The 21,194-nt window shown below is 62.8% G+C and carries 17 protein-coding genes; 6 read left to right on the top strand and 11 right to left on the bottom strand.

The window, feature by feature from the left end:
- Positions 1–6: 6 nt before the first annotated feature.
- From K5607_RS11455 to glgC, 4 genes are all read right to left on the bottom strand, one after another.
- On the bottom strand, positions 7–528 hold the full coding sequence (locus K5607_RS11455; protein ID WP_054773057.1) for an LPP20 family lipoprotein: 522 nt from the start codon (positions 526–528) through the stop codon (positions 7–9).
- A 111-nt stretch (positions 529–639) separates the two neighbouring features.
- Positions 640–2,118 carry a 4-alpha-glucanotransferase gene (malQ, locus tag K5607_RS11450; RefSeq protein ID WP_246598845.1) on the bottom strand — a complete coding sequence of 493 codons (1,479 nt, stop codon included), beginning with the start codon at positions 2,116–2,118 and terminating at the stop codon, positions 640–642.
- 183 nt (positions 2,119–2,301) lie between these two features.
- On the bottom strand, positions 2,302–4,026 hold the full coding sequence (locus K5607_RS11445; RefSeq protein WP_246598844.1) for a glycoside hydrolase family 57 protein: 1,725 nt from the start codon (positions 4,024–4,026) through the stop codon (positions 2,302–2,304).
- A 108-nt stretch (positions 4,027–4,134) separates the two neighbouring features.
- Entirely contained in the window at positions 4,135–5,406 is a 1,272-nt protein-coding gene (gene glgC / locus K5607_RS11440; RefSeq protein ID WP_054773058.1) for a glucose-1-phosphate adenylyltransferase, read from the bottom strand.
- Positions 5,407–5,523: 117 nt separating this feature from the next.
- On the opposite strand from glgC, the gene glgB reads away from it, so the two are divergent.
- The 4 genes from glgB to K5607_RS11420 all read left to right on the top strand — a co-directional run bounded on the left by glgB (position 5,524) and on the right by K5607_RS11420 (position 12,288).
- On the top strand, positions 5,524–7,722 hold the full coding sequence (gene glgB / locus K5607_RS11435) for a 1,4-alpha-glucan branching protein GlgB (protein WP_221047071.1): 2,199 nt from the start codon (positions 5,524–5,526) through the stop codon (positions 7,720–7,722).
- 3 nt (positions 7,723–7,725) lie between these two features.
- A complete protein-coding gene (gene glgA / locus K5607_RS11430) occupies positions 7,726–9,171 on the top strand; it encodes a glycogen synthase GlgA (RefSeq protein WP_221047070.1) in 1,446 nt (481 codons plus the stop codon).
- Positions 9,172–9,238: 67 nt separating this feature from the next.
- A complete protein-coding gene (locus K5607_RS11425; RefSeq protein WP_221047069.1) occupies positions 9,239–11,737 on the top strand; it encodes a glycogen/starch/alpha-glucan phosphorylase in 2,499 nt (832 codons plus the stop codon).
- An 86-nt stretch (positions 11,738–11,823) separates the two neighbouring features.
- Positions 11,824–12,288 (top strand): tRNA (cytidine(34)-2'-O)-methyltransferase, encoded by a 465-nt coding sequence (locus K5607_RS11420; RefSeq protein ID WP_221047068.1) that lies wholly within the window; start codon positions 11,824–11,826, stop codon positions 12,286–12,288.
- Between the two features lie 2 nt (positions 12,289–12,290).
- Here the strand turns inward: K5607_RS11420 and K5607_RS11415 are convergent, their stop codons facing one another.
- From K5607_RS11415 to K5607_RS11385, 7 genes are all read right to left on the bottom strand, one after another.
- The gene (locus K5607_RS11415; RefSeq protein ID WP_246598843.1) at positions 12,291–12,941 is read right to left on the bottom strand and encodes a SagB/ThcOx family dehydrogenase; all 651 of its coding nucleotides are present in this window, start codon (positions 12,939–12,941) and stop codon (positions 12,291–12,293) included.
- A gap of 17 nt (positions 12,942–12,958) precedes the next feature.
- Positions 12,959–14,878 carry an ATP-dependent zinc metalloprotease FtsH gene (gene ftsH, locus K5607_RS11410; RefSeq protein WP_082411700.1) on the bottom strand — a complete coding sequence of 640 codons (1,920 nt, stop codon included), beginning with the start codon at positions 14,876–14,878 and terminating at the stop codon, positions 12,959–12,961.
- 203 nt (positions 14,879–15,081) lie between these two features.
- Positions 15,082–15,828 carry a response regulator gene (locus K5607_RS11405; RefSeq protein ID WP_221047067.1) on the bottom strand — a complete coding sequence of 249 codons (747 nt, stop codon included), beginning with the start codon at positions 15,826–15,828 and terminating at the stop codon, positions 15,082–15,084.
- A 101-nt stretch (positions 15,829–15,929) separates the two neighbouring features.
- Complete coding sequence (locus K5607_RS11400) at positions 15,930–16,940, bottom strand: NAD(P)H-dependent glycerol-3-phosphate dehydrogenase (RefSeq protein WP_221047066.1); 1,011 nt, start codon at positions 16,938–16,940, stop codon at positions 15,930–15,932.
- 17 nt (positions 16,941–16,957) lie between these two features.
- The gene (secB, locus tag K5607_RS11395) at positions 16,958–17,431 is read right to left on the bottom strand and encodes a protein-export chaperone SecB (protein WP_221047065.1); all 474 of its coding nucleotides are present in this window, start codon (positions 17,429–17,431) and stop codon (positions 16,958–16,960) included.
- 34 nt (positions 17,432–17,465) lie between these two features.
- Positions 17,466–17,906: a rhodanese-like domain-containing protein gene (locus K5607_RS11390; protein ID WP_054774780.1), complete on the bottom strand. Its 441-nt coding sequence runs from the start codon at positions 17,904–17,906 to the stop codon at positions 17,466–17,468.
- Positions 17,907–17,976: 70 nt separating this feature from the next.
- The gene (locus tag K5607_RS11385) at positions 17,977–18,291 is read right to left on the bottom strand and encodes an ArsR/SmtB family transcription factor (protein ID WP_054774779.1); all 315 of its coding nucleotides are present in this window, start codon (positions 18,289–18,291) and stop codon (positions 17,977–17,979) included.
- 153 nt (positions 18,292–18,444) lie between these two features.
- Between K5607_RS11385 and gpmI the strand changes: the two genes are divergently transcribed.
- Positions 18,445–19,989: a 2,3-bisphosphoglycerate-independent phosphoglycerate mutase gene (gpmI, locus tag K5607_RS11380; RefSeq protein ID WP_221047064.1), complete on the top strand. Its 1,545-nt coding sequence runs from the start codon at positions 18,445–18,447 to the stop codon at positions 19,987–19,989.
- 10 nt (positions 19,990–19,999) lie between these two features.
- A complete protein-coding gene (locus tag K5607_RS11375) occupies positions 20,000–21,160 on the top strand; it encodes a murein hydrolase activator EnvC family protein (protein WP_221047063.1) in 1,161 nt (386 codons plus the stop codon).
- Positions 21,161–21,194 lie beyond the last annotated feature (34 nt).

The raw sequence follows: 21,194 nt of genomic DNA, 5'->3' as shown, positions 1-21,194 counted from the left end.
ATCGGCCTAGTGGCTGTTGTAGTAGTAACGATCGCTGTGGGCGACGCCGCCGCTGTTTGACTGGTTGTTGCCCACCGGAGGGTAAGCCGCCAGCAGGCGGTTGGCGAACTGATAGAAGTCGTCTTCCACGGTCAGTTCCAATATGGTTTCGTAGGTGTAATTGTCGGTTAGCGGCTCCTGGCTGATTAGCTTGGCGCCGTGCATATAGCCGCTGACGTAGCCTTTGTAACTGTCGTTGTCCACCACCATGGAACCCACCGTCGTGGCGCCGGCGATTTGTATGCCGTACACCTGTTCGGTGAGGTTGCGGTAGGCGTCCATGCGCGATGCCCGCATGGACATGAGCTTCATTTGATTGACGGTCATGCCTTTGTCTGGACGCACGGTACCGTACCCCACGGCGCGCAGCGTCAGTGCCGGGCGGGGGGCGCGTACGGGAACTTCTTCCATGGCGCAGCCGGGCAGCAGGGTGATGGCCACGGCGGCGGCCAAGCCGGCGCACGAGCGCCAAAAAATGTCGGGTTTCATACCGTCATTGTTCCTTTTAGTGAATGATGGGCTAAGGCCTTATCGGCCGGCAACGAAGCAATCTTTATGCAATTATGCCCGCATTTCAATCATGCGGGTCAACGGACCGTCTTATTGACGGCGGCCGTATAAGCCCAACCAGTGTCCGTAGAGCGCTGTGGCGGAATCGTCGATTTGGTTCCATTCAAAGCGCCAGGACCAATTGCCTTGAATCGTGCCGGGGGTATTCATACGATGCCCCGCGCCGAGGTTGAGGACGTCCTGCATGGGCAGGATGGCCAGCTTGGCGCAGGAGGCCAGGGCGCAACGGGCCAGGGCTTGAGGCATGGGGTCGGCGGGCCGGCCCAGATAGTCGACCACGTGTTCCTGCAATTGCGGCGACAGGCTTTCATACCATGCCAGCGTGGTGTCGTTGTCGTGGGTGCCGGTGTAGGCCACGCTATTGGGACAGTGGTTGTGGGGCAGGTAAGGGTTGTGCGGATTGCCGTCGAAGGCGAATTGCAGCACGTGCATGCCGGGGATCGCGTAGCGGTCGCGCAGCGCTTCAACTTGCGGCGTAATGATGCCCAGGTCTTCGGCAATCAGCGGGAGGCGTTCGAAATTCCGATGCAGACTGTCCAGCAGCGCCGTGCCCGGCGCGGGCACCCAGCTGCCGTTGATGGCGCTGCTTTCCTCCGCGGGTATCTCCCAGCAGGCTTCGAGGCCCCTGAAATGGTCGATGCGCACCCAGTCGAACAGCTCCAGCTGGCTTTGCATGCGTTCCCGCCACCAGCGGAAGCCGTCTTGCTCCATGCAGTGCCAGTTAAACAAGGGGTTGCCCCAGCGTTGGCCCAGTTCGGAGAAGTAATCCGGCGGTACCCCGGCCACCACGGTCTCCTTGCCCTCTGCGTCGAGCAGGAAGCATTCGCGCCGTGCCCAGACGTCGGCCGAATCGCCGGCTACGAATATGGGCATGTCGCCGTACATGAACACGCCTTTTTCGCGGGCGTAGCGACGCAACTCCTGCCATTGGGTGAAGAACAGCCATTGCTCAAATTGATATTGGCCGATGGCGGCGGCATGGCTGATCCGCGCTTCGTATAGCGCCGTCGGCTCGCGGTCGCGCAAAGGCTGGGGCCACTGGCGCCAACCGATGCGGCCGAAATTTTTCCGTAGGGCGATGAATAGCGCGTAGTCTTCGAGCCAGTGGGCGTGGTTGGCGACGAAGCCGGCGAGTTCCTGGCGTTGTTGCCGTTCCGCTCGTTGCAAGAAGTTTTGGTAGGCCAGGGCGAGGCAATCCCGCCGCCATTGGGCGGCGTCTTGCCGCGGCGCCAGGGGCGCATCCAGCCAGCCTCGGTCCACCAGCCAGTCTAGGCTGATCAGCAACGGATTGCCGGCGTGGGCCGATAAGCACTGATAGGGTGAGCCATCCCAATGGGTGTGCCCTAAGGGCAAGGTCTGCCATACGCTGAAGCCCGCTTCGGCGAGAAAATCGACGAAGCGATAGGCGTCGTGGCTGAAGTCGCCGTTGCCGTAGGGGCCGGGCAGCGAGGCGACATGCAGCAGGATTCCGGCACGGCGGCGGTCGAGAATGGGATGGGTGGGGTGCAAGTGGGGTTCCCTTTGTCCTGTGAATAAAAGTGAGCGACGACGAATCCCTACCCCTCCGCAAAGAAGGCGCCGATGGATTCGACGGGCACCGAAATATCCGGGTTGGGTTTATTCGGTGTCCCTTATTAAGCGTAGTCGCAGCTTGCTTTTACGCCAGTCATTCCCTTGAGGCCGGGAGCGGATTCAGTGGCCGTGAGGATTGCCTGGCCGCATGGCTCCTCCCTTGGTCGGAACGCCGCCGCCGTGGCTGAATACCTGCCCCAAAATGGCGGGCGGGTCTTCGCCCAAAAGTTGATAAAGGTTGGCCAAATTCAGGCGGAACTGCCGTTCGAAATCGCTAACCACGTCTTCCGGGTTGTAGTCGCCGAACCACCAGAACCAGTCGGAGCCCTCGCAAATGGCCAGCTGCTGGTCCGCCGCGGCCCGTTGTTCCGCCGACAGACGGCCTGTTTGCACGACTCGGTCGTAGCATTGCTTGGCGGCGCCCAGCATATCCCAGGCGCGGTTTTTGTCGCCGTCGCCGATCCAGGTGGAAAACGTGCCGTAAACCCAGCTGCCCGCCACCAGGCGCGGCAATGTCCACGTGTGGGGATGGCTTTTCAAATAGTCGGCAAACGTGGTTAGCTCCAGCGCCGGGTGGTTGGACAGGCGCGCGTAGAGGGCGTTGAGGAAGTGATAGCCGTTTTCCGGAAAGTGTTCCCAGGCGTTTTCACCGTCCATAATGATGGGGACGATGGCGCTGGCGGGGTCGTGGCAGGCGCCGGCGATGTTTTCCAGGTGCCTGACGAAATCCGCCACGGCGTCGTCGGCGTGCCAGTCGGCGTAGGTGAAGCCGATCAGGTCGGACAAGCCGTCGTCGCGGAAAAAGCAGGCGATGGACGAATCGGCCAAGCGGTAGGGACGGAAAGTGGCGTCTTTGGGCGGTTCTTGCAGATTGGATTGGCGCAGGCTGGCGTTCAACACATTGCCGCCGCTGGCGGCCCAACGGAATCCGGCTTCACCCAGCAGCTTAAGGGTTGCGGTGCTGACGCTGCCTTCCGACGGCCAGCAGCCTTGCGGAACAAAACCGAAGTGGTGCTGGAACACCTCCAGCCCCCGCTGGATATGCCAGCGCGCCCTTTCTTCGCCGCCCGGATAATGTTCGATCAACGGCAGGGTCACATCGGGCATGGCTTCCCGAGCCGACTGGATGTCCAGCAGCAAGGGGACGATGGGATGGGCGTAGGGCGTGACCGACAGCTCGATCTGGCCGCGCTCGGCCAAGGTCTTGTAGCGGCCCAGCACGGTGGTGAGTTGCTCGGCGATGATTTCCAGCAGCAGACGGCGGTCTTCCAGGGTGTAGCCGTGGCCTTTGTCGATCAGGCGCAGGGCGCGGCTGTCGCGGCGCTTGACGGTTTCGCCCAGCCACGCCAAGTGGTACCACACCAATAGATCGGTGAGGAATTGGCTGTTGAGGTAGCGGGCGTCTTCCGGATGGCTGCGCACCCAGTCGGCCAGGCCGGCCAATTGCCGGAACGCCGGATAGCGGTTGATCTGTCGTTCCCTTTGGGCGCGTAAGCAGGCGTTTACCAGGCTGAGGCGGGCGAGCGGATCGGTGGGCGTGGCCGGCTCGGCCAGGGCGGCCAGCAAATTGTCGCGCAGGGCGGCGCCGCCCCGCATGTAATCGCGGATTTGCTGAGCGTAATCTTCCAATTGTTCCAGCAGGATGGGCGCGAAGTTGACTACGGCGCGGGCCTGCGGGTTGGCCTCCAGGTGGGCGGCCATGTCCACGTAGTCTTTGATGGCGTGCAGATAAGTCCACGGCAACAGGTAGTGTCCGTCGCGCAGGTCGCGATATTCAGGCTGGTGCATATGCCAGCACAGCACAACTTTGAGTTTTGAGGTTTTTACTTCTTCTGTTTGTGCCATCGTGATTCTGTGGGGTGTGTTCTGGCTATCGGTGGGAACCGCTGCGGGGCGTCAAGCCGTGAGGTCGGCGCCGCCGCGTTCGATAGCGGTAGGGGGCTATTCCCGGGGTTAACGGGAGAAGTGCAGTTGTTGTCCCAGCATGTCCGGCGTTACCAGGGTGATGCCGGTGGGGCTGACGAAGTAGCGTTGGCGATCCTGCTCGATGTCCTCACCGATGACGGTGTTGGGCGGGATGTCGCAGCCTTTGTCGATGACCGCGCGTTTGATGCGGCAGTGGCGGCCGATGTTGACGTCCGGCAGCACCACGGCGTCCCTCACTTGAGAGTAGGAATTGACGCGCACGTTGGAGAATAGCAGCGAGTGGCGGATTTCCGCGCCGGAAATGATGCAGCCGCCCGCCACCATGGAATCCACCGCCATGCCGCGGCGATCGTCGTCGTCGAAAATGAATTTGGCCGGCGGCGTTTGCGCCTGGTGCGTCCAAATGGGCCACACGTCGTCGTACAAGTTCAGTTCCGGGTTGAGGCCGATCAGCTCCATATTGGCCGACCAGAAGCTGTCCACTGTGCCCACGTCGCGCCAGTAGCGCTGCACGCCGCTTTCCCCGTCCAGGAACGGGTAGGCGTACACGCGATAATTATCGATGACGCTGGGAATGATGTCCTTGCCGAAGTCCCTCGAGGAGTGGTGGGCGTCGGCGTCCTTGATGAGCTGTTCGTACAAAAAGCCGGCGTTGAAGATGTAAATGCCCATGGAGGCCAGTGCCACGCCGGGCTTGCCGGGGATGCTGGGCGGGTCGGCCGGTTTTTCCATGAACTCGCGGATGCGGCGTTGTTCGTCGATTTTCATCACGCCGAAGGCGCTGGCTTCGGGCACGGGCACTTCGATGCAGCCGATGGTCAAGTCCGCCCGGGTTTCCACGTGATGGGCCAGCATGACGCCGTAATCCATCTTGTAGATGTGGTCGCCGGCCAGAATGACGATGTATTCCGGCTTGCGCGGGCGGATGATGTCCAGGTTTTGGTAGACGGCGTCGGCGGTGCCCATGTACCAATTTTCGTCAATCCGCTGCTGGGCCGGCATGATGTCGATGAATTCGCCGAGTTCGCCGCGCAGGAAGCTCCAACCGTTATGGATGTGGCGGATCAGCGAGTCGGCCTTGTACTGGGTAAGCACGCCGATCTGACGGATGCCCGAGTTGATGCAGTTGGATAGGGGGAAGTCGATGATGCGGAATTTGCTGCCGAACGGCACCGCCGGTTTGGCGCGCCATTCCGTCAGGTTGTGCAGCCGACTGCCCCGGCCGCCGGCCAGGATCAATGCCATGGTTTGCCGGGTAAGCCGGCTGACGAAGCGGGAAGACTGTGGGACTTCGGACATGTGGGTACCTAGTGCTTGTAGTTAGGAGCGGTGCCTGTTTCTGCTACCATAGTAGCCGGCGAATATGACAATTCCTGGTTCGCCACCATTCTAGCGAACCTAAGAGGTAGTCATCCAGTGAAAGGGTTATCGCGCCCCACCGCTTCCGCTCCCCGCTTGAATGCCGCTTTGCGGCAAGTCCTCGAAGCGCGCCACCACGATCCTTTCGCCGTGCTCGGTCTGCATCGCCGGTCCGACGGCGAAGTGTTGCACGTCTTGGTTCCCCGCGCCGCTTATGTGCGGCTTGGCGAAGACGGTCCTTGGCTGGAGCGGGTGGAAGGCACCGACTTGTTTCAACACCGCCTGGCCGAGGGCGAAACCCTTCCCGCTCACTATAGCCTGATTTGGGAAGACGGCCACGGCAATCGCCATACCATCGTCGACCCCTACAGTTTCCCGCCGCAACTCCCCGATTTCGACCTGCACTTGTTCGGCGAAGGCCGGCACTGGCATATCCATCGCTTGCTGGGCGCCAGGCCTTGGCTTGCGGACGGCGTGGAGGGCGTTTTATTCGCGGTATGGGCGCCCAACGCCGAGCGGGTGAGCGTGGTGGGCGATTTCAATCATTGGGACGGCCGCGTTCACCCCATGCGGGTACGCGGCGGTAGCGGCGTATGGGAGTTGTTCATTCCCGGCGTAGCGGTGGGCGCACTCTACAAATTCGAGGTCCGCGCCCAGGGCGGCCGGATATTGCTCAAGTCCGACCCTTATGGCCGCCAGTTCCAGCTGCGTCCGGACACGGCCTCCCTGGTGACTGCCCAGGACACCTATCGCTGGGGCGACGCCGCGTGGTTGGAGGCCCGCGGGCGTTGGGACTGGCTGCATCAGCCGTCCAGCATCTACGAGGTGCACCTGGGGTCTTGGCGCCGCGACGAAAACGGCGGTTTCCTCGGCTATCGGGAACTGGCCCACCAATTGGTCGATTACCTGAAGCCGTTGGGCTTCACCCATATCGAACTGCTGCCCATCACCGAGCATCCTTTCGACGGCTCCTGGGGCTACCAGACCACCGGCTATTTCGCCCCCACCAGCCGCCACGGCACGCCGGACGATTTCCGCTATTTCGTCGATCACTGCCACCAGAACGGCATCGGCGTCATCCTGGACTGGGTGCCGGCCCATTTCCCCAAGGACGCCCACGGCCTGGCCCATTTCGACGGCACCGCGCTGTACGAGCATGAAGACCCGCGCAAAGGCGAGCACCGCGATTGGGGCACGCTGATTTACAACTACGGCCGCAACGAAGTGAAAAACTTCCTGCTGGCCAGTGCGCTCTGCTGGCTGGAAGATTTCCACCTGGACGGTCTTCGGGTGGATGCCGTGGCCTCCATGCTTTACCTGGATTATTCCCGCAATGCCGGCGACTGGGTGCCCAATGTGTACGGCGGCAATCAGAACCTGGAAGCCATGGCGTTTCTGCGTGAATTGAACGCGGTGGCCCACGAGCGCCACCCGGGCGCCACGATCATTGCCGAGGAGTCCACCGCCTGGCCGCAGGTGACGCGGCCCACCTACGTCGGCGGCTTGGGTTTTTCCATGAAGTGGAATATGGGCTGGATGCACGACACGCTGACCTATTTTTCCAAGGAGCCCGTGCATCGTCAGCATCATCACGACCAGCTGACTTTCGGCTTGCTGTACGCCTTCACCGAAAATTTCGTACTGCCTTTCAGCCACGACGAAGTGGTGCACGGCAAGCGTTCCATGCTGGGCAAAATGCCCGGCGACGAGTGGCAGCGCTTCGCCAATCTGCGTCTGCTCTATACCTTCCAGTTCACCTATCCGGGCAAAAAACTGCTGTTCATGGGCAGCGAGTTCGGCCAGGGCGACGAGTGGGACGAATCCCGCGACCTGGACTGGTATGTGCTCGATTACGCCTTGCACCGGGGCATGCAGACCCTGGTGGGCGATCTCAACCGTTTGTACCGGGCCACCCCGGCGTTATACGGCCACGATTTCGAACAGGAAGGCTTCGATTGGGTGGATTGCCACGACGCGCAGCATTCGGTGATCAGCTATGTGCGCCGCGACGGCGACGATTTCCGCTTGGTGGTGCTGAATTTCACCCCGGTGCCGCGTGAGGGGTATCGCATCGGGGTGCCGCGAGCCGGCGATTACCAAGAGGTTCTCAATTCCGATTCCCAGCATTACGGCGGAGGCAATGTGGGCAACGGTTGGGTGAGCAGCGACGAAATACCCTGCATGGGACACCCTTATTCCTTGTGCTTGACTCTGCCGCCCCTGGCCGGCGTGGTCTTGGCTCCCATGGGAGGCTAAACCGTGGCGCGGATTTTGTTTGTCGCCAGCGAGGTTTATCCCTTGCTGAAAACCGGCGGCCTGGCCGACGTGTCCTACAGCTTGCCGCTGGCCTTGCACGGCCTCGGGGAGGACGTGCGCGTCCTGATGCCGGCTTATCGCGATGCCTTGGCCAAGGCGGGGGAACTGCGCCGGGTGGCCGAGTTCGCCGTGCGCGGGCAGATCGTCGGCGTGCTGGAAGGGCGGCTGGGTCCCGATGGTCCGGTGCTGTGGCTGTTGCAGCACGCTTGCTATGATCATCCCGGCAATCCTTATTTGGCGCCCGACGGCAAGCCCTGGCCGGATAGCGCCGAGCGCTTCGCCTTGTTGTGCCGCGCCGCGGTGGAATTGGCGCAAGGCCGCGCCAATTTGGCCTGGTCGCCGGATATCGTCCACGGCAACGATTGGCAGACCGGTTTGGTGCCGGCGCTGCTCAGCCTGGAACAGCCGCGCCCGGCCACGGTGTTCACCGTGCACAACCTGGCATACCAGGGCGTGTTCCCCTACGAGACTTTCCAGGGGCTGGGGTTGCCGCAAAGCCTGTGGTCCTTGGACGGCTTGGAGTTTCACGGTCAACTGTCTTTCATGAAGGGCGGTTTGGTTTACTCCGATCGCATCACCACCGTAAGCCCCAACTATGCGCGGGAAATCCAAACCGCCGAATTCGGCTGCGGTTTGGAAGGCTTGCTGAGCCGCCGCAGGGATCGGCTCAGCGGCATCGTCAACGGTATCGACGAGGCGGATTGGAACCCCGCCGCGGATCCGAGCCTGGCGGCCGTTTACGACGCCGGGCAGTTGGACGGCAAAGCCGCCAACAAGCGCGCGATGCAGGAGCGCTTCGGTTTGCCCGTCGAGCCGGAAATTCCCCTGCTATGTTTTATTGGACGGCTGGTGCAACAAAAAGGCGTGGATTTGCTGCTGCAAGCCATGGGGCCGCTGCTGCAAAACTCCGTGCAGCTGGCCTTTCTCGGCAGCGGCGATCCCGTTTACGAGCAGGCCCTGCTGTATTGGGCGCGGCGCGAGCCCCAGCGGGTCGGCGTAGTCCTGGGTTATAACGAAGCGTTGGCTCACCAGATGGAAGCCGGGGCGGACATGTTTCTCATGCCGTCCCGTTTCGAGCCCTGCGGGTTGAACCAAATGTACAGCCAGCGCTACGGCACCTTGCCCATCGTTCGGGCGGTGGGCGGCTTGGCCGACACGGTGGTGGACGCCACGCCGGAGGCATTGGCGGCCGGCCGCGCCAGCGGTTTCGCCTTCGCCGAGGCTTCGGCCCAGTCCTTGCTGGAAGCCATCCAGCGCGGCCTGGCGCTGTATCGGGACAAGTCCGCCTGGACCGCCGTGCAGCGCACCGGCATGAGCCGGGATTTTTCCTGGCGGGGCAGCGCCGATCACTATTTGGACTTATACCGCCAGTGCCTATCGGAACATTAGGCCGCCGCGCCTCGGCGGCATCGCCGCACGGCTTAACCGTTAACTGACATTCAGAGAATCGCCCCTCATGACCACACGTAAAGCCGACAAGGCGAAAAAAGGCTCCACTTTGCCGTCGCTGGGTCTCGGGCCGGAGGATATCGCCACCGGCATACGCCAGCACTACAGTTACAACCTGGGCCGGGATTTGTCCCACGTGACGCCGCACTACCTGTACACCGCCCTGGCGCTGACGCTGCGCGACCGAATCATGGAGCGCTGGCGTTCCACTAAACAAGCCTACAAGGAGGCCGGCGGCAAACGGGCTTACTACCTGTCCATGGAGTTCCTCATCGGTCGCTCCTTGGGCAACGCCATGCTGAATTTGGGCTTGACCGACGCGGTCAGCCAGGCGCTGTTCGACATGGGTCTGAAGCTTGAGGAACTGGTGGAGGAGGAGCAAGACGCCGGTTTGGGCAACGGCGGCCTGGGGCGTTTGGCGGCTTGTTTCATGGACAGTTGCGCCACGTTGCAGCTGCCGGTGACGGGGTACGGCCTGCGATACGAGTACGGCATGTTTCGCCAATCCATAGCCGACGGCTATCAAGTCGAAGAGCCGGATCATTGGTTGCGCAACGGCCATCCCTGGGAGCTGGAACGGCCGGAATGGACCGTGCGCGTTCGCTTCGGCGGGCGCACCGAATTCTTCCGCAGCCGCGACGGCCGCGACCGGGTGCGCTGGCTGGACACCAACGACGTGCTGGCCGTGCCCTACGACGTGCCGGTGCCGGGCTATAAAAACGGCACGGTCAACACCCTGCGGCTGTGGAAAGCCGCCGCCACCGACGAATTCGATCTGCGCGAGTTCAACGCGGGCGACTATGCCGATTCGGTGGCGTCGAAAAACGCCGCGGAAAACATCACCATGGTGTTGTATCCCAACGATGCCAGCGAAAACGGCAAGGAGCTGCGGCTGCGCCAGCAGTATTTCCTGGCCTCGGCCAGTCTGCAGGATGTGCTGAACCGCTGGGTGGCCACCCGCGGCAACGATTTCAGCCGGTTCGCCGAGGAAAACTGTTTCCAGCTCAACGACACCCATCCCAGCATCGCCGTGGCCGAGCTGATGCGTTTGCTGGTGGATGAACACGATCTGGCCTGGAATACCGCTTGGGACATTACTCGCACGTGCATGGCGTACACCAACCATACGCTGCTGCCGGAGGCCCTGGAACGCTGGCCGGTGCCTTTGTTCCGCCAGTTGCTGCCCCGTTTGTTGCAGATCATTTTCGAAATCAACGCCCGTTTTCTGGGCCGCGTCGCCACCCACTGGCCTGGCGATACGGACCGTATCGCGCGCATGTCCATCATCGAGGAAGGCCCGGTGCAGCAGGTGCGCATGGCCTATCTGGCCATCGTCGGTAGCTATTCGGTCAACGGCGTGGCGGAGTTGCACTCCAACCTGCTGCAACAAGGCTTGTTCCGTGATTTTTACGAACTATGGCCGGAAAAGTTCAACAACAAGACCAACGGTATCACCCCTCGCCGCTGGTTGGCCCGTTGCAATCCGGCACTGAGCGGTTTGATCGACGAGGCCATCGGCGAAGGGTGGCGTACCGATCTTTCTCAATTGAGCCGGCTCAAGCCGCTGGCGGAGGACGCCGCTTTCCGCGAACGCTGGCGCACCGTGCGGCGGTTGAACAAGGAACGCCTGCTGGTGCTCAAAAGCGAGCTGGGCGGGCTGCACCTGGGGGCCGACGCCCTGTTCGACGTGCAAGTGAAGCGCATACACGAATACAAGCGCCAGTTGCTCAACATTTTGCATGTCATCCATTTATACGACCGTCTCAAACGGGGCGACATGGCCGATTGGACGCCCCGTTGCGTGCTCATCGGCGGCAAGGCGGCACCGGGCTACGTGATGGCTAAGCAGATCATCAAGTTGATCAACAACGTGGCGCAGATGGTCAACGTCGATCCCCTCAGCCACGGCCGCCTGCAAGTGGGCTTCCTGCCGAATTACCGGGTCTCCGCCATGCAAGTGATTTGTCCGGCGGCCGATTTGTCCGAGCAGATTTCCACGGCGGGCAAAGAGGCTTCCGGCACCGGCAATATGAAATTTATGCTCAACGGCGCGGTGACCATCGGCACGCTGGACGGCGCCAACATCGAAATCCGCGAGGAAGTCGGGGCGGAGAACTTCTTCCTGTTCGGCCTCACGGCGGATCAGGTGGAAGCGCAACGCGCCACTTACGACCCGGAGGCCATCATCGCCGCCGACGAGGACCTGGCGCGGGTGATGCATTTGCTGGAAATCGGCTATTTCAATCAGTTCGAGCCGGGCATTTTCGACGGCATTATCGCTTCCGTGAAAAACCCCCACGATCCGTGGATGACCGCGGCGGATTTCCGCAGCTATGTGGAGGCCCAGCGCCAAGCCGCGGCGGCCTTCCGCGACGAGGAAAACTGGACGCGCATGAGCATCCTCAACAGCGCCGCCGCCGGCCGCTTCTCCAGCGACCGCACCATCGCCGAGTACAACCGCGATATCTGGCATTTGGATCCCATTCCCGCCAAACCGGTGGGTTAGCGCGGTCTTCCGTCCGCTCCCGTCTCCCCAAAGGGCGAGATTGGAGCGGGCGGGTCGTTAACGCCCAGCCTAAGGATTCCCCCGACTTGTTCCACGTCGTCCTTTACCAGCCCGAAATCCCTCCCAACACCGGCAACATCATCCGCCTGTGCGCCAACACCGGCTGCCGGCTGCATTTGATCCGGCCGCTGGGCTTCGAGCTCGAGGACGCCAAGCTGCGCCGCGCGGGCCTGGATTACCGGGAATGGGCCGAGGTGCGGGTGCACGACAGCCTGGCGGCGTTTCGCGAGCAAGTCGCCGTGGCGACGTTGTACGCGTTAACCACCAAGGGCAGCCGCCGTTATGCCGATGCGGCGTTTCGATCCGGCGACGCCTTGCTGCTGGGGCCCGAGTCGCGCGGTTTGCCGGGCGAGGTGTTGGATGCGTTGCCGGCGGAGTCCAAGCTGATCGTGCCCATGGTGTCGGGCAGCCGCAGCCTGAATTTGTCCAACGCGGCGGCGGTGGTGGTCTACGAGGCCTGGCGCCAGCTGGGATTCGCCGGCGCGGCTTGAGATTAAGGTTTGGGATAGCCCACGCTTTGCGACAGCACGATCCGTTGTTGCGGCTTGAGTCCCATGGCTTTGGCCAGGGCGGCCTCGTCGATGGAGCCCCGCACCACCGTCGCCAGCCTTTCAGAAGCGCAGTACAAGTAGACGTTTTGGCCGATAAAGCCTGCATCGGCCGAGGCGGCGATTTTCTTGTCCGTTTCGCTCATCTCGCTCTCCATGCGGGAAAAATCGGCCACATAGACCAAGTTGACCGGGGCGGTTTTGACGTAGTCCTGGGTGCCGGTTAGGGCGCGGATGTCCCGCCCCAGCAGCGGTTGCAGGGTGTGGGTCTTGGCGTCGTAGCGGTAGAGGCCTTCGGCCGTCGTCAGGTAAACGTCGATGGCTTGCCGGTCGCGGGCCGAGGGCGCGGTGCGGCCGCCGCTGGCCGGACGGTTGACGCCGTAGGCGGCCCACAACAAATTGGACAGCACTTGGGGCGGCAGCGCGCCCGGGGCGAATTCCCGGCTGGATTTTCGTTCGCGCAGCGCTTGCATCAAGGGCCTGCCCTGATCCGTTTGCGGCGGCGGCAGGGGAACGGCTTGTTGCGCGCAGGCCAAGCCGGCGGCGAGCGCCAGCGCGGCGGCCGTGACCCGGCGCAGGGTGGTGATGGTCATCATGACGTCTCCTCGGTAACTTAGCCGTTGGCGGCGCGCTTGACCAAGAGGCTCACTTCGTCGCCGCTCAGCACCTCGCATTCCTGCAGGCGTTGCGCCAGCGCGTCCAAGGTGTCCCGATGGGTGGTGAGTATCTCTTTGGCGCGGCGGTAGCCTTCTTCCACCAGCTCGCGCACCTCGGCGTCGATGCGGTGGGCGGTTTCTTCGCTGAAATTGCGTTCCTCCACGCCCTCCGCGTCCAGGTACCGCAGTTTTTGCCGCTTGCCGTAGGTGAGGGGGCCCAGCTTGCGGCTCATGCCCAGTTCGCAAACCATGGCGCGAGCCATTTCCGACGCTTTTTCCAGGTCGTTCTGGGCGCCGCTGGACATATCGCCCAAGGCGGTTTCCTCCGCCACCCGGCCGCCCAGCAGAATGGCGATCCGGTCTTTCAGCTCCTGTTCGGTGGAGAGGAATTTCTCCTCCACCGGCAATTGCAATGTGTAGCCCAGCGCCGCGCCGCCGCGGGGAATGATGGAGATTTTGTGCACCGGCTCGCCGGTGGGCACGTGTTCGGCCACCAGGGCGTGGCCCGATTCGTGGTAGGCGACGCGGCGCTTTTCCGCTTCGTTGAGCACGCGGCTTTTCTTTTCCGGGCCGGCGATCACCCGGTCGATGGCGGCTTCGAAATTCCGCATGGCGACGCTGTCCTGGTCGCCGCGCACCGCCAGGATAGCCGCTTCGTTGGCGATGTTGGCCAGGTCGGCGCCGACGAAACCCGGCGTGCGCTGGGCGATGACGCGCAGGTCTACGTCCGCGGCCAGGGCGATGGTCTTGGTATGCAGCTTGAGGATGGCGAGGCGGTCTTCCAGGCCGGGCTTGTCTACCACCACCTGGCGGTCGAAGCGGCCTGAGCGCAGCAGCGCCTTGTCGAGGATTTCCGGCCGGTTGGTGGCGGCCATGACCACCACGCCGGAGGAGGGATCGAAGCCGTCCATTTCGGTGAGCAGCTGGTTCAGCGTCTGCTCCCGTTCGTCGTGGCCGCCCATCACCACCGGGCCGCCGCGGGAGCGGCCGATGGCGTCCAGTTCGTCGATAAAGATGATGCAGGGCGCCTTGTTGCGCGCCTGTTCGAACAAGTCGCGCACACGCGCCGCGCCGACGCCCACGAACAGTTCGATGAACTCGGCGCCGCTGATGTTGAAGAACGGCACGCCGGCTTCGCCGGCCACCGCCCGCGCCAACAGGGTTTTGCCGGTGCCGGGCGCGCCCATCAGCAGCACGCCTTTCGGCATGCGGCCGCCCAGGCGCTGGATGCGCGCCGGATCGCGCAGGAAGCCGATGGTTTCGGCCAGTTCTTGCTTGGCTTCGTCCGCCCCGGCGACGTCGTTGAAAGTGATTTTGGGCATGGAGTCGGCCTGGATCGGCGCGTGGCGCTTGCCCAGTCCCAGAAATCCCCCGCTACCGCCGCCGGCCATGCGCCGCGCCATCCAGCCCCACAGCGTAAACAGGAGCAGCATGGGCAGCAGCCAGACGAAAAGGAAATTGCTCAGCCAGCCGCCGCCTTGCCGCACCGAATATTGCACGCCGTGTTGTTCCAGGCTCTTGGCCAGCTCCGTATTCCACAGGGGGACGGTGACGAACGGTTTGCCTTCCTTCGTGCCGCCTTCGGCTTTCAACAGGCCGGCAATGGCTTGTTCGCTGACGGTGATCCGCTCCACTTGGCCGCTGTTCACCTTTTGCAGGAACTCGCTGTAGGGAATTTCGGTTTCCCGTCCTCCCAGCAGGCCCTGCCACAGGAGCACCAGAATCGCTCCGAGGACGGCATAGGGTAGCCACTTGCGCTGCGGATTTTGCTCCGGTTCCGTCGGGGGGCGCGCCAGCCAGCGGGACAAGGCGCCGGAAGCCCGTTGAAGGCAGCGTTCAGCTTGTTGCCTTAGGGATTCGTCTTGTGAACTGGCCATGTCTAAATCCTCCGTAGCGGTGGTGGGACCTGGTTGTCCGGCGTTGCGTAGCCGAAGTTTTCGGCCGCCGATGAATGATAGCCGAAGCAGGGAAGGGGCGCATGCGCCGCCCGGGCGGGGCAGAAGGGCTTGAGCGCGGCTGTCGCGGCGGTTCGCCGCGAGCGGCGGGCCGGGTATTTGCGACCCGTCGGACGCGTCCGCGTTTAGCCCTGTTCCGGCAGGGGCGCGTTGTTTTGGGCGAGGAAAGCCTGGATGGCGTGCAAGCTGGCCTTATCCAATTCCACGAAATGGAAGGCGGCCTGTATGCATTTGCTGTTGCCGGCGGTTTCACCGCGGCAGGCTTCCTGGCGCACCAGCATGCCCTTGCCCGCAACGGTACGGCCGTCCAGCTCCAGGGTGAGATCCGCCACGTCGTAAATGGTGCCGCCTTGGCGAAACGGCAGCGCGCGCAGTAGGCAGCCGGTGGAGGAGATATTGACCACTTCGGCTTTGTAAACCGCCGCCGGGTTGAACACGATGCGCCCTTGGCTGGGACGATTGACCGCCACCCGCTCCGCCACCCGTCGCTCGCCCGCGCCGGCGATGCGCTGGATTTTTTGGATGAACGTGGCCGGGTTGAACGGCTTGGCGATGAAGTCGGTGGCGCCGGCGGTGATGACCTTGGTCAAGGTGTCCTTGTCCGCGCGGGTGGTCATGAGGATGAAAGGGATGGATTTGCCCTTGTCCAGCTTGCGCACGCTGGTCAGCAGTTCCAAGCCGTTCATTTGCGGCATTTCGAAATCGCTGAAAATCCAATCCACTTGTTCGGCTTGGAAAATGTCCAGCCCCTGGGCACCGTTGATGGCGCTGATCACCTTGCCGAATTTCAGTTCGTTGCGCAGCAGCTGGCAAACGATCTGGGATACGGCAACGGAGTCGTCGACGACAAGGGCGGTTTGGTTGGCTAGCATGGCGCATCGGCGTGATGGACGATGGGGCCAATCCTAACAAATGCCTTTCCCCCGCCGAGGCGATTTTTTGTATTTTGGTGCACTACGTCACGGGCGCCGTATCAATCGGCGTGTTCGGCCTTGGGCTCCCGCCGCAATAGGTTGTGTACGGCGTCCAGCGGCGCCATGCCTTGGTGAAGAACGTGATAGACCTGTTCGGCGATGGGCATTTCCACGCCATGCCTGCCGGCCAGCCGGTGCACTTCGCGCGCGGCGGCGACTCCTTCCACTTCCTGGCCGATGTCGGCCAAGGCCGCCGGCAGCGCTTGGCCCGATCCCAAGGCGATACCCAGGCGACGGTTGCGCGATTGGTTGTCCGTGCAGGTCAGCACCAAGTCGCCGACGCCGGATAATCCCATGAGCGTCTCCCGCTGGCCGCCCAGCGCCAGGCCCAGACGCATCATTTCGGCCAAGCCCCGGGTGATCAGGGCGGCGCGGCTGTTGGCGCCGAAGCCCAGGCCGTCGGAAATGCCGGCGGCGATGGCCAGCACGTTTTTTACCGCGCCGCCCAGTTGTACGCCGATCATGTCGGTGCTGGTGTAAACGCGGAATCCCGTGCCGTGAAACAAGCGCGTTAGGCGTTCGGCGTAGGCTGGGTCGCTGGCCGCCAGGGTGATGGCGGTGGGCAGGCCGGCGGCGACTTCGCGGGCGAAGGTGGGGCCGGACAGCACCGCCATGGGGGTGGAGGGCGACAGCTCGGCCGCCACACTGTGGTGCAGCAATTCGCCGCTGTCGGCGTCCAGTCCCTTGGTGGCCCAAGCGATGGGCGCGGCCGGGTCGCGCAACAGCGGCTTCAGTCGTTGCAGCGTGCGCTTAAAGGCGTGGCTGGGCACCACCAGCAGCAGCAGGTCGGCGTCGGCGACGGCGCGGTCCAGGTCGGCGGTCAGCGCCAATCCGGGCGGCAGTTCCGTGTCCGGTAGGTAGCGTTGGTTGCGGCGGCTGGCGGCCATGGCCGCCATGTGGGCGGCGTCATGGCCCCACAGGGTGACCTTGTGCCCGTTGCGTTGGGCGGCCAAGGCCAAGGCCGTGCCCCAGGAGCCGGCGCCGAGGATCGCGATGGAGTCGGCTCGCATGGGTGGCGGGCGGCAGCCTAGTTGAGGGTGTGAGGCGCGGCTTGTTGCCCGGCTTGCTGCTGCGCCAGGTGCTGGGCGTAGAGCGCGTCGAAATTGACCGGGGCCAGCAGCAGCGGGGGGAAGCCGCCTTTGATGACCAAGTCCGATACCGCTTCGCGGGCGAAGGGGTAAAGAATGTTGAGGCAGTATGTGCCCAGCATGTGGCCCAGTTCCTGCTCGTTGAAATTGCTCAGGGTGAAAATGCCGGCTTGGCAGATTTCCACCAGATAAGCGGTATTTTCGCCCAGCTTGGCGGTGGCGGTGATCGTCAACGTGGCTTCGAAATGGTCGTTGCCCAGGCTCTGGGCGCCGCTGTTGAGGTTGAAGTCCACCCGCGGTTCCCAGCTTTCGGTGAAGATGGCCGGGCTGTTGGGCGATTCAAAGGACACATCCTTCAAATACAGTTTTTGTATAGCGAACTGTTTGTCTTGTCCGGTAGCGTTTTCCGCCATGGTTCGAGCCTGTCTGTCGTGAAGGAGGAGATGACTATTTTTTGTTTTTCGAGGTGACTGGGAGCTTGGCCTCTTCCCACTCCATCATGCCGCCGGCCAAGTTGTGGACTTGGTTGAAGCCCTGCTTCATGAGGATTTTGCAAGCTTCAGGAGAGCGGGTGCCGGACTGGCAAACCACCACGATGGGTTTGTTCTTGTGGGATTCCAATTCGTGGGCGCGCTCCGCCACCCGGCCCAGCGTCATGAGGCGTGCGCCGTCGATATGCCCTTTGGCGTATTCGTCGGGCTCGCGCACGTCCAGCACCAAAGTGTCTTCCTGGTTCATGAGGGTCACGGTGCTCAAGGCGGATACCACCTTGTATTTGCGCATGGCGCTTTCCATGATGTCCTGGATCAGCAGCACGAGCACGATCAGCAAGCCGCTGATCATCATCCAATGGTTGCTGGCAAATTCAATCAGTCTGTCTACGGGCATGTCCGGTATCGCTCAACGGTTGGTGGTTTGTGTAATTGTTTGAAGGGGGCTGCGGCGCCGCCCGCGTTGTTCAGTGGCTGCAAAAAACTTCTTTCATCATGCCGATCAGCTGCAGCATGCGTTGGTCGTCCACGTAGTAATAAACGCGGTTCGCATCCTTGCGGTAAGCGAGGATGCCTTTGTTGCGCAGAACCGCCAGGTGCTGCGAGATATTGCTTTGGGTCGTCCCCACCTGTTCCACGATGTCTTGCACGCTGACGGCGTTGCTGCCCAGAACGCAGAGGATTTTCAGCCTGAGCGGGTGGGACATGGCCTTGAGGCAATGCGCCGCGCGCTCGATTTCACGGTCGTCCGCGATGATGGGCATATCCGTTGGGGCGTTCATGAATGTCCTTAACGAAAGGTGGTCCGGATAACGCTTGCTGCGGCGGCCAGCAACTGTGAGTCGGCAACACGGGAATGTTATAATGATACGCAATATCCGCGCATATTCCCACGGCCGCGCCTAATCGGCCATCACCTGACAGGAGATTATACCGTGAACACCCCTCGTCCCAAGCCTGTAGTGCTGTTGATCCTCGACGGTTTCGGCTACAGCGAATCGGCGGCCAACAACGCCGTCGCCATGGCCGATACGCCGGTATGGGACAAGCTTTGGAATTCCGCTCCCCACTCTTTGCTGGCTTGTTCCGGCGGGGTGGTGGGCTTGCCGGACGACCAGATGGGCAACTCGGAAGTCGGCCACTTGCACCTGGGGTGCGGCCGTTTGTTGGCGCAGGACCTGACCCGCATCGACAACGCCGTGAAACAGGAACACTTTTTCGCCAACCCGGCTCTGTGCCAGGCGGTGGACGTGGCGAAGGCGGCCGGCAAGGCCCTGCACATCATGGGACTGTTGTCGCCGGGCGGTGTGCATAGCCACGAGCTGCAAATCCAGGCCATGGTCGAGCTGGCGGTGCGGCGCGGTTTGGATAAGGTCTATGTGCATGCTTTTCTGGACGGCCGCGACACGCCGCCGAAGAGCGCCGGCGACTCCATCGCCGCCCTGGAGGCCAAACTGGCGCAGTTGGGCAAGGGCCGCATCGCTTCCATTTCCGGTCGTTTCTACGGCATGGACCGCGACAAGCGCTGGGAGCGGGTGGAGAAGGCTTACCACTTGATCGTCGACGGCCAGGGCGAGTTCACCGCCACCTCCGCCTCCGCCGGCTTGCAGGCCGCTTATGCGCGCGAGGAGACCGACGAATTCGTGCAGACCACCGCCATCGTGCCGGAGGGCATGGCGCCGGTAACGCTGGAAGACGGCGACACCATGGTGTTCATGAATTTCCGCGCCGACCGCGCCCGCGAAATCACCATGGCGCTCAACTTCGCCGATTTCGACGGTTTCGTGCGTCCGCGCGTGCCGAAGCTGGGCTTGTACGTCACCCTGACCGAATACCGGGAAGACTTCACTTTCCCCATCGCTTATCCGCCGGAAAGCGTCGCCAACAGCTTTGGCGAAGTGCTGTCCAAAGCCGGCTTGAAGCAACTGCGCTTGGCGGAAACGGAGAAGTACGCCCACGTCACGTTCTTCTTCAACGGCGGCATCGAAACGCCGTTCCCCGGCGAAGACCGGGTGTTGGTGCAGTCGCCCAAAGTGCGCACCTATGACATGCAGCCGGAAATGAGCGCCCCGGAAGTCACCGACAAGCTGGTGGCGGCCATCGAAGGCGGCGAATACGACGCCATCATTTGCAACTACGCCAACGGCGACATGGTGGGCCACACCGGCATCCTGCCCGCGGCGATCAAGGCGGTGGAAATCCTGGATCACAGCTTGGGCCGTGTGCTGGAAGCGATTCGCAAGGTGAACGGCGAGTTGTTGTTGACGGCCGACCACGGCAATGCCGAACAGATGGTCGATCCGACCACCGGCGAACCCCATACCGCCCACACCATGAATCCGGTGCCGCTGGTGTACGTGGGCCGTGATTTCAAATTGGCCGACGGCGGCGGTTTGGCGGACGTGGCGCCGACTTTGCTGGATATGCTGGGCTTGCAGCAGCCGTCCGAGATGACCGGGCGTTCGCTGCTGCTGCGCTAGGCGTCCTTCCATGGCGGCACGGGCGGCAATCGGCGCGGGGTTATGCCTGGTCGTCGCGTGTTCCGCGCCGCCGGCTTGGGCGGAAAACGATCCCGCCGAGGCCGCCAGGATTCGGCAACGTATCGAGGCGGTGCAGAGTTCCCTCGGATTGGTGGAGTCGCGCAAGGACACGGTGCAAGGCGCTTTGGGGGATATCGAGCGTCGCAGCGGCGAGTTGGCCAAGCGCCTGCGGGCATTGGATCGCGACATTGCCCAGCAGCAGCGGCAATTGGCGCACGTGCGGCAACAGAAGGACAAGTTGTTGACCTCGTTGCGGGAGCACAACCGCGGCTTGGATAGCCAGGTAAGGGCCGCTTATATGACCGGGCGGCAGGAATGGCTCAAGCTGCTGCTCAATCCGGACGATCCCGCCCGTATCAGCCGCGTACTGACTTATTACGGATATCTGAATCGCAACCGCCTGGCCCAGCTGCGCAACATCCAGGAGGGTCTGGAGGAGGTGGATCGCATGGAGCAGGCGATACAGGCGGAAACCCGTCGCTTGGAGCAGTTGCAGGCCCAGGAGAAAGCCGACCAGGGTCGGTTGAGCGACGCTCAGCGCGACCGTGAAGGCATGTTGAGCAAGTTGCGCGAGGAACTGCACGACAAAAACGCCCGCATGCAGGAACTGAACGGCAATCTGCGCCGCTTGGACCGCTTGGTGGCGTCGGTGGACTTGGCCCTGGCCGACGTGCCGTCGGTGCGTCCGGCACAACCGCCGGCGGCGGCGTCGGCGCCGCCCAGCAGCGCCGCAGGCACGGCGCGCTGGCCGGTGTCCGGTCCCTTGCTGAAGCGCTTCGGCGCCGGCCGCATGGGCGGGCGCTGGGACGGTGTGTTGATCCGGGCGGCGGAAGGGACGCCGGTCACTGCGGCGGCCGACGGGCGGGTCATTTTCGCCGACTGGCTGCGCGGTTACGGCCTGTTGCTCATCGTCGAGCACGGCGACGGTTATATGTCGCTGTACGCCTTTAATCAAAGTCTGTATAAGGCTGTTGGCGAGCCGGTGAAGGCGGGCGATGTGATTTCCACCGTCGGCCGCAGCGGCGGACGCACGCAGTCGTCCCTTTATTTCGGAGTGCGCTACGCGGGGCGCCCGGTGGATCCGCAAAGTTGGCTGCAGAAACGCGGCTAATGCTTAAGGTGTCGGTGATTGGGTTGGTAATTAG

Origin of the sequence: Methylogaea oryzae, from assembly GCF_019669985.1 — a bacterium.
GTDB lineage: Bacteria > Pseudomonadota > Gammaproteobacteria > Methylococcales > Methylococcaceae > Methylogaea > Methylogaea oryzae.
The sequence above is the reverse complement of the archived record's forward strand: the minus strand, read 5'-3'. Positions and strand labels throughout refer to the sequence as shown.

Excerpts from the sequence above, each read along its gene's own strand:
- K5607_RS11455 (WP_054773057.1), bottom strand. The coding sequence starts at position 528 with ATGAAACCCGACATTTTTTGGCGCTCGTGCGCCGGCTTGGCCGCCGCC.
- K5607_RS11445 (WP_246598844.1), bottom strand. The coding sequence starts at position 4,026 with ATGGCACAAACAGAAGAAGTAAAAACCTCAAAACTCAAAGTTGTGCTG.
- glgC (WP_054773058.1), bottom strand. The coding sequence starts at position 5,406 with ATGTCCGAAGTCCCACAGTCTTCCCGCTTCGTCAGCCGGCTTACCCGG.
- K5607_RS11425 (WP_221047069.1), top strand. The coding sequence starts at position 9,239 with ATGACCACACGTAAAGCCGACAAGGCGAAAAAAGGCTCCACTTTGCCG.
- K5607_RS11415 (WP_246598843.1), bottom strand. The coding sequence starts at position 12,941 with ATGATGACCATCACCACCCTGCGCCGGGTCACGGCCGCCGCGCTGGCG.
- ftsH (WP_082411700.1), bottom strand. The coding sequence starts at position 14,878 with ATGGCCAGTTCACAAGACGAATCCCTAAGGCAACAAGCTGAACGCTGC.
- K5607_RS11405 (WP_221047067.1), bottom strand. The coding sequence starts at position 15,828 with ATGCTAGCCAACCAAACCGCCCTTGTCGTCGACGACTCCGTTGCCGTA.
- K5607_RS11400 (WP_221047066.1), bottom strand. The coding sequence starts at position 16,940 with ATGCGAGCCGACTCCATCGCGATCCTCGGCGCCGGCTCCTGGGGCACG.
- secB (WP_221047065.1), bottom strand. The coding sequence starts at position 17,431 with ATGGCGGAAAACGCTACCGGACAAGACAAACAGTTCGCTATACAAAAA.
- K5607_RS11390 (WP_054774780.1), bottom strand. The coding sequence starts at position 17,906 with ATGCCCGTAGACAGACTGATTGAATTTGCCAGCAACCATTGGATGATG.
- K5607_RS11385 (WP_054774779.1), bottom strand. The coding sequence starts at position 18,291 with ATGAACGCCCCAACGGATATGCCCATCATCGCGGACGACCGTGAAATC.
- K5607_RS11375 (WP_221047063.1), top strand. The coding sequence starts at position 20,000 with ATGGCGGCACGGGCGGCAATCGGCGCGGGGTTATGCCTGGTCGTCGCG.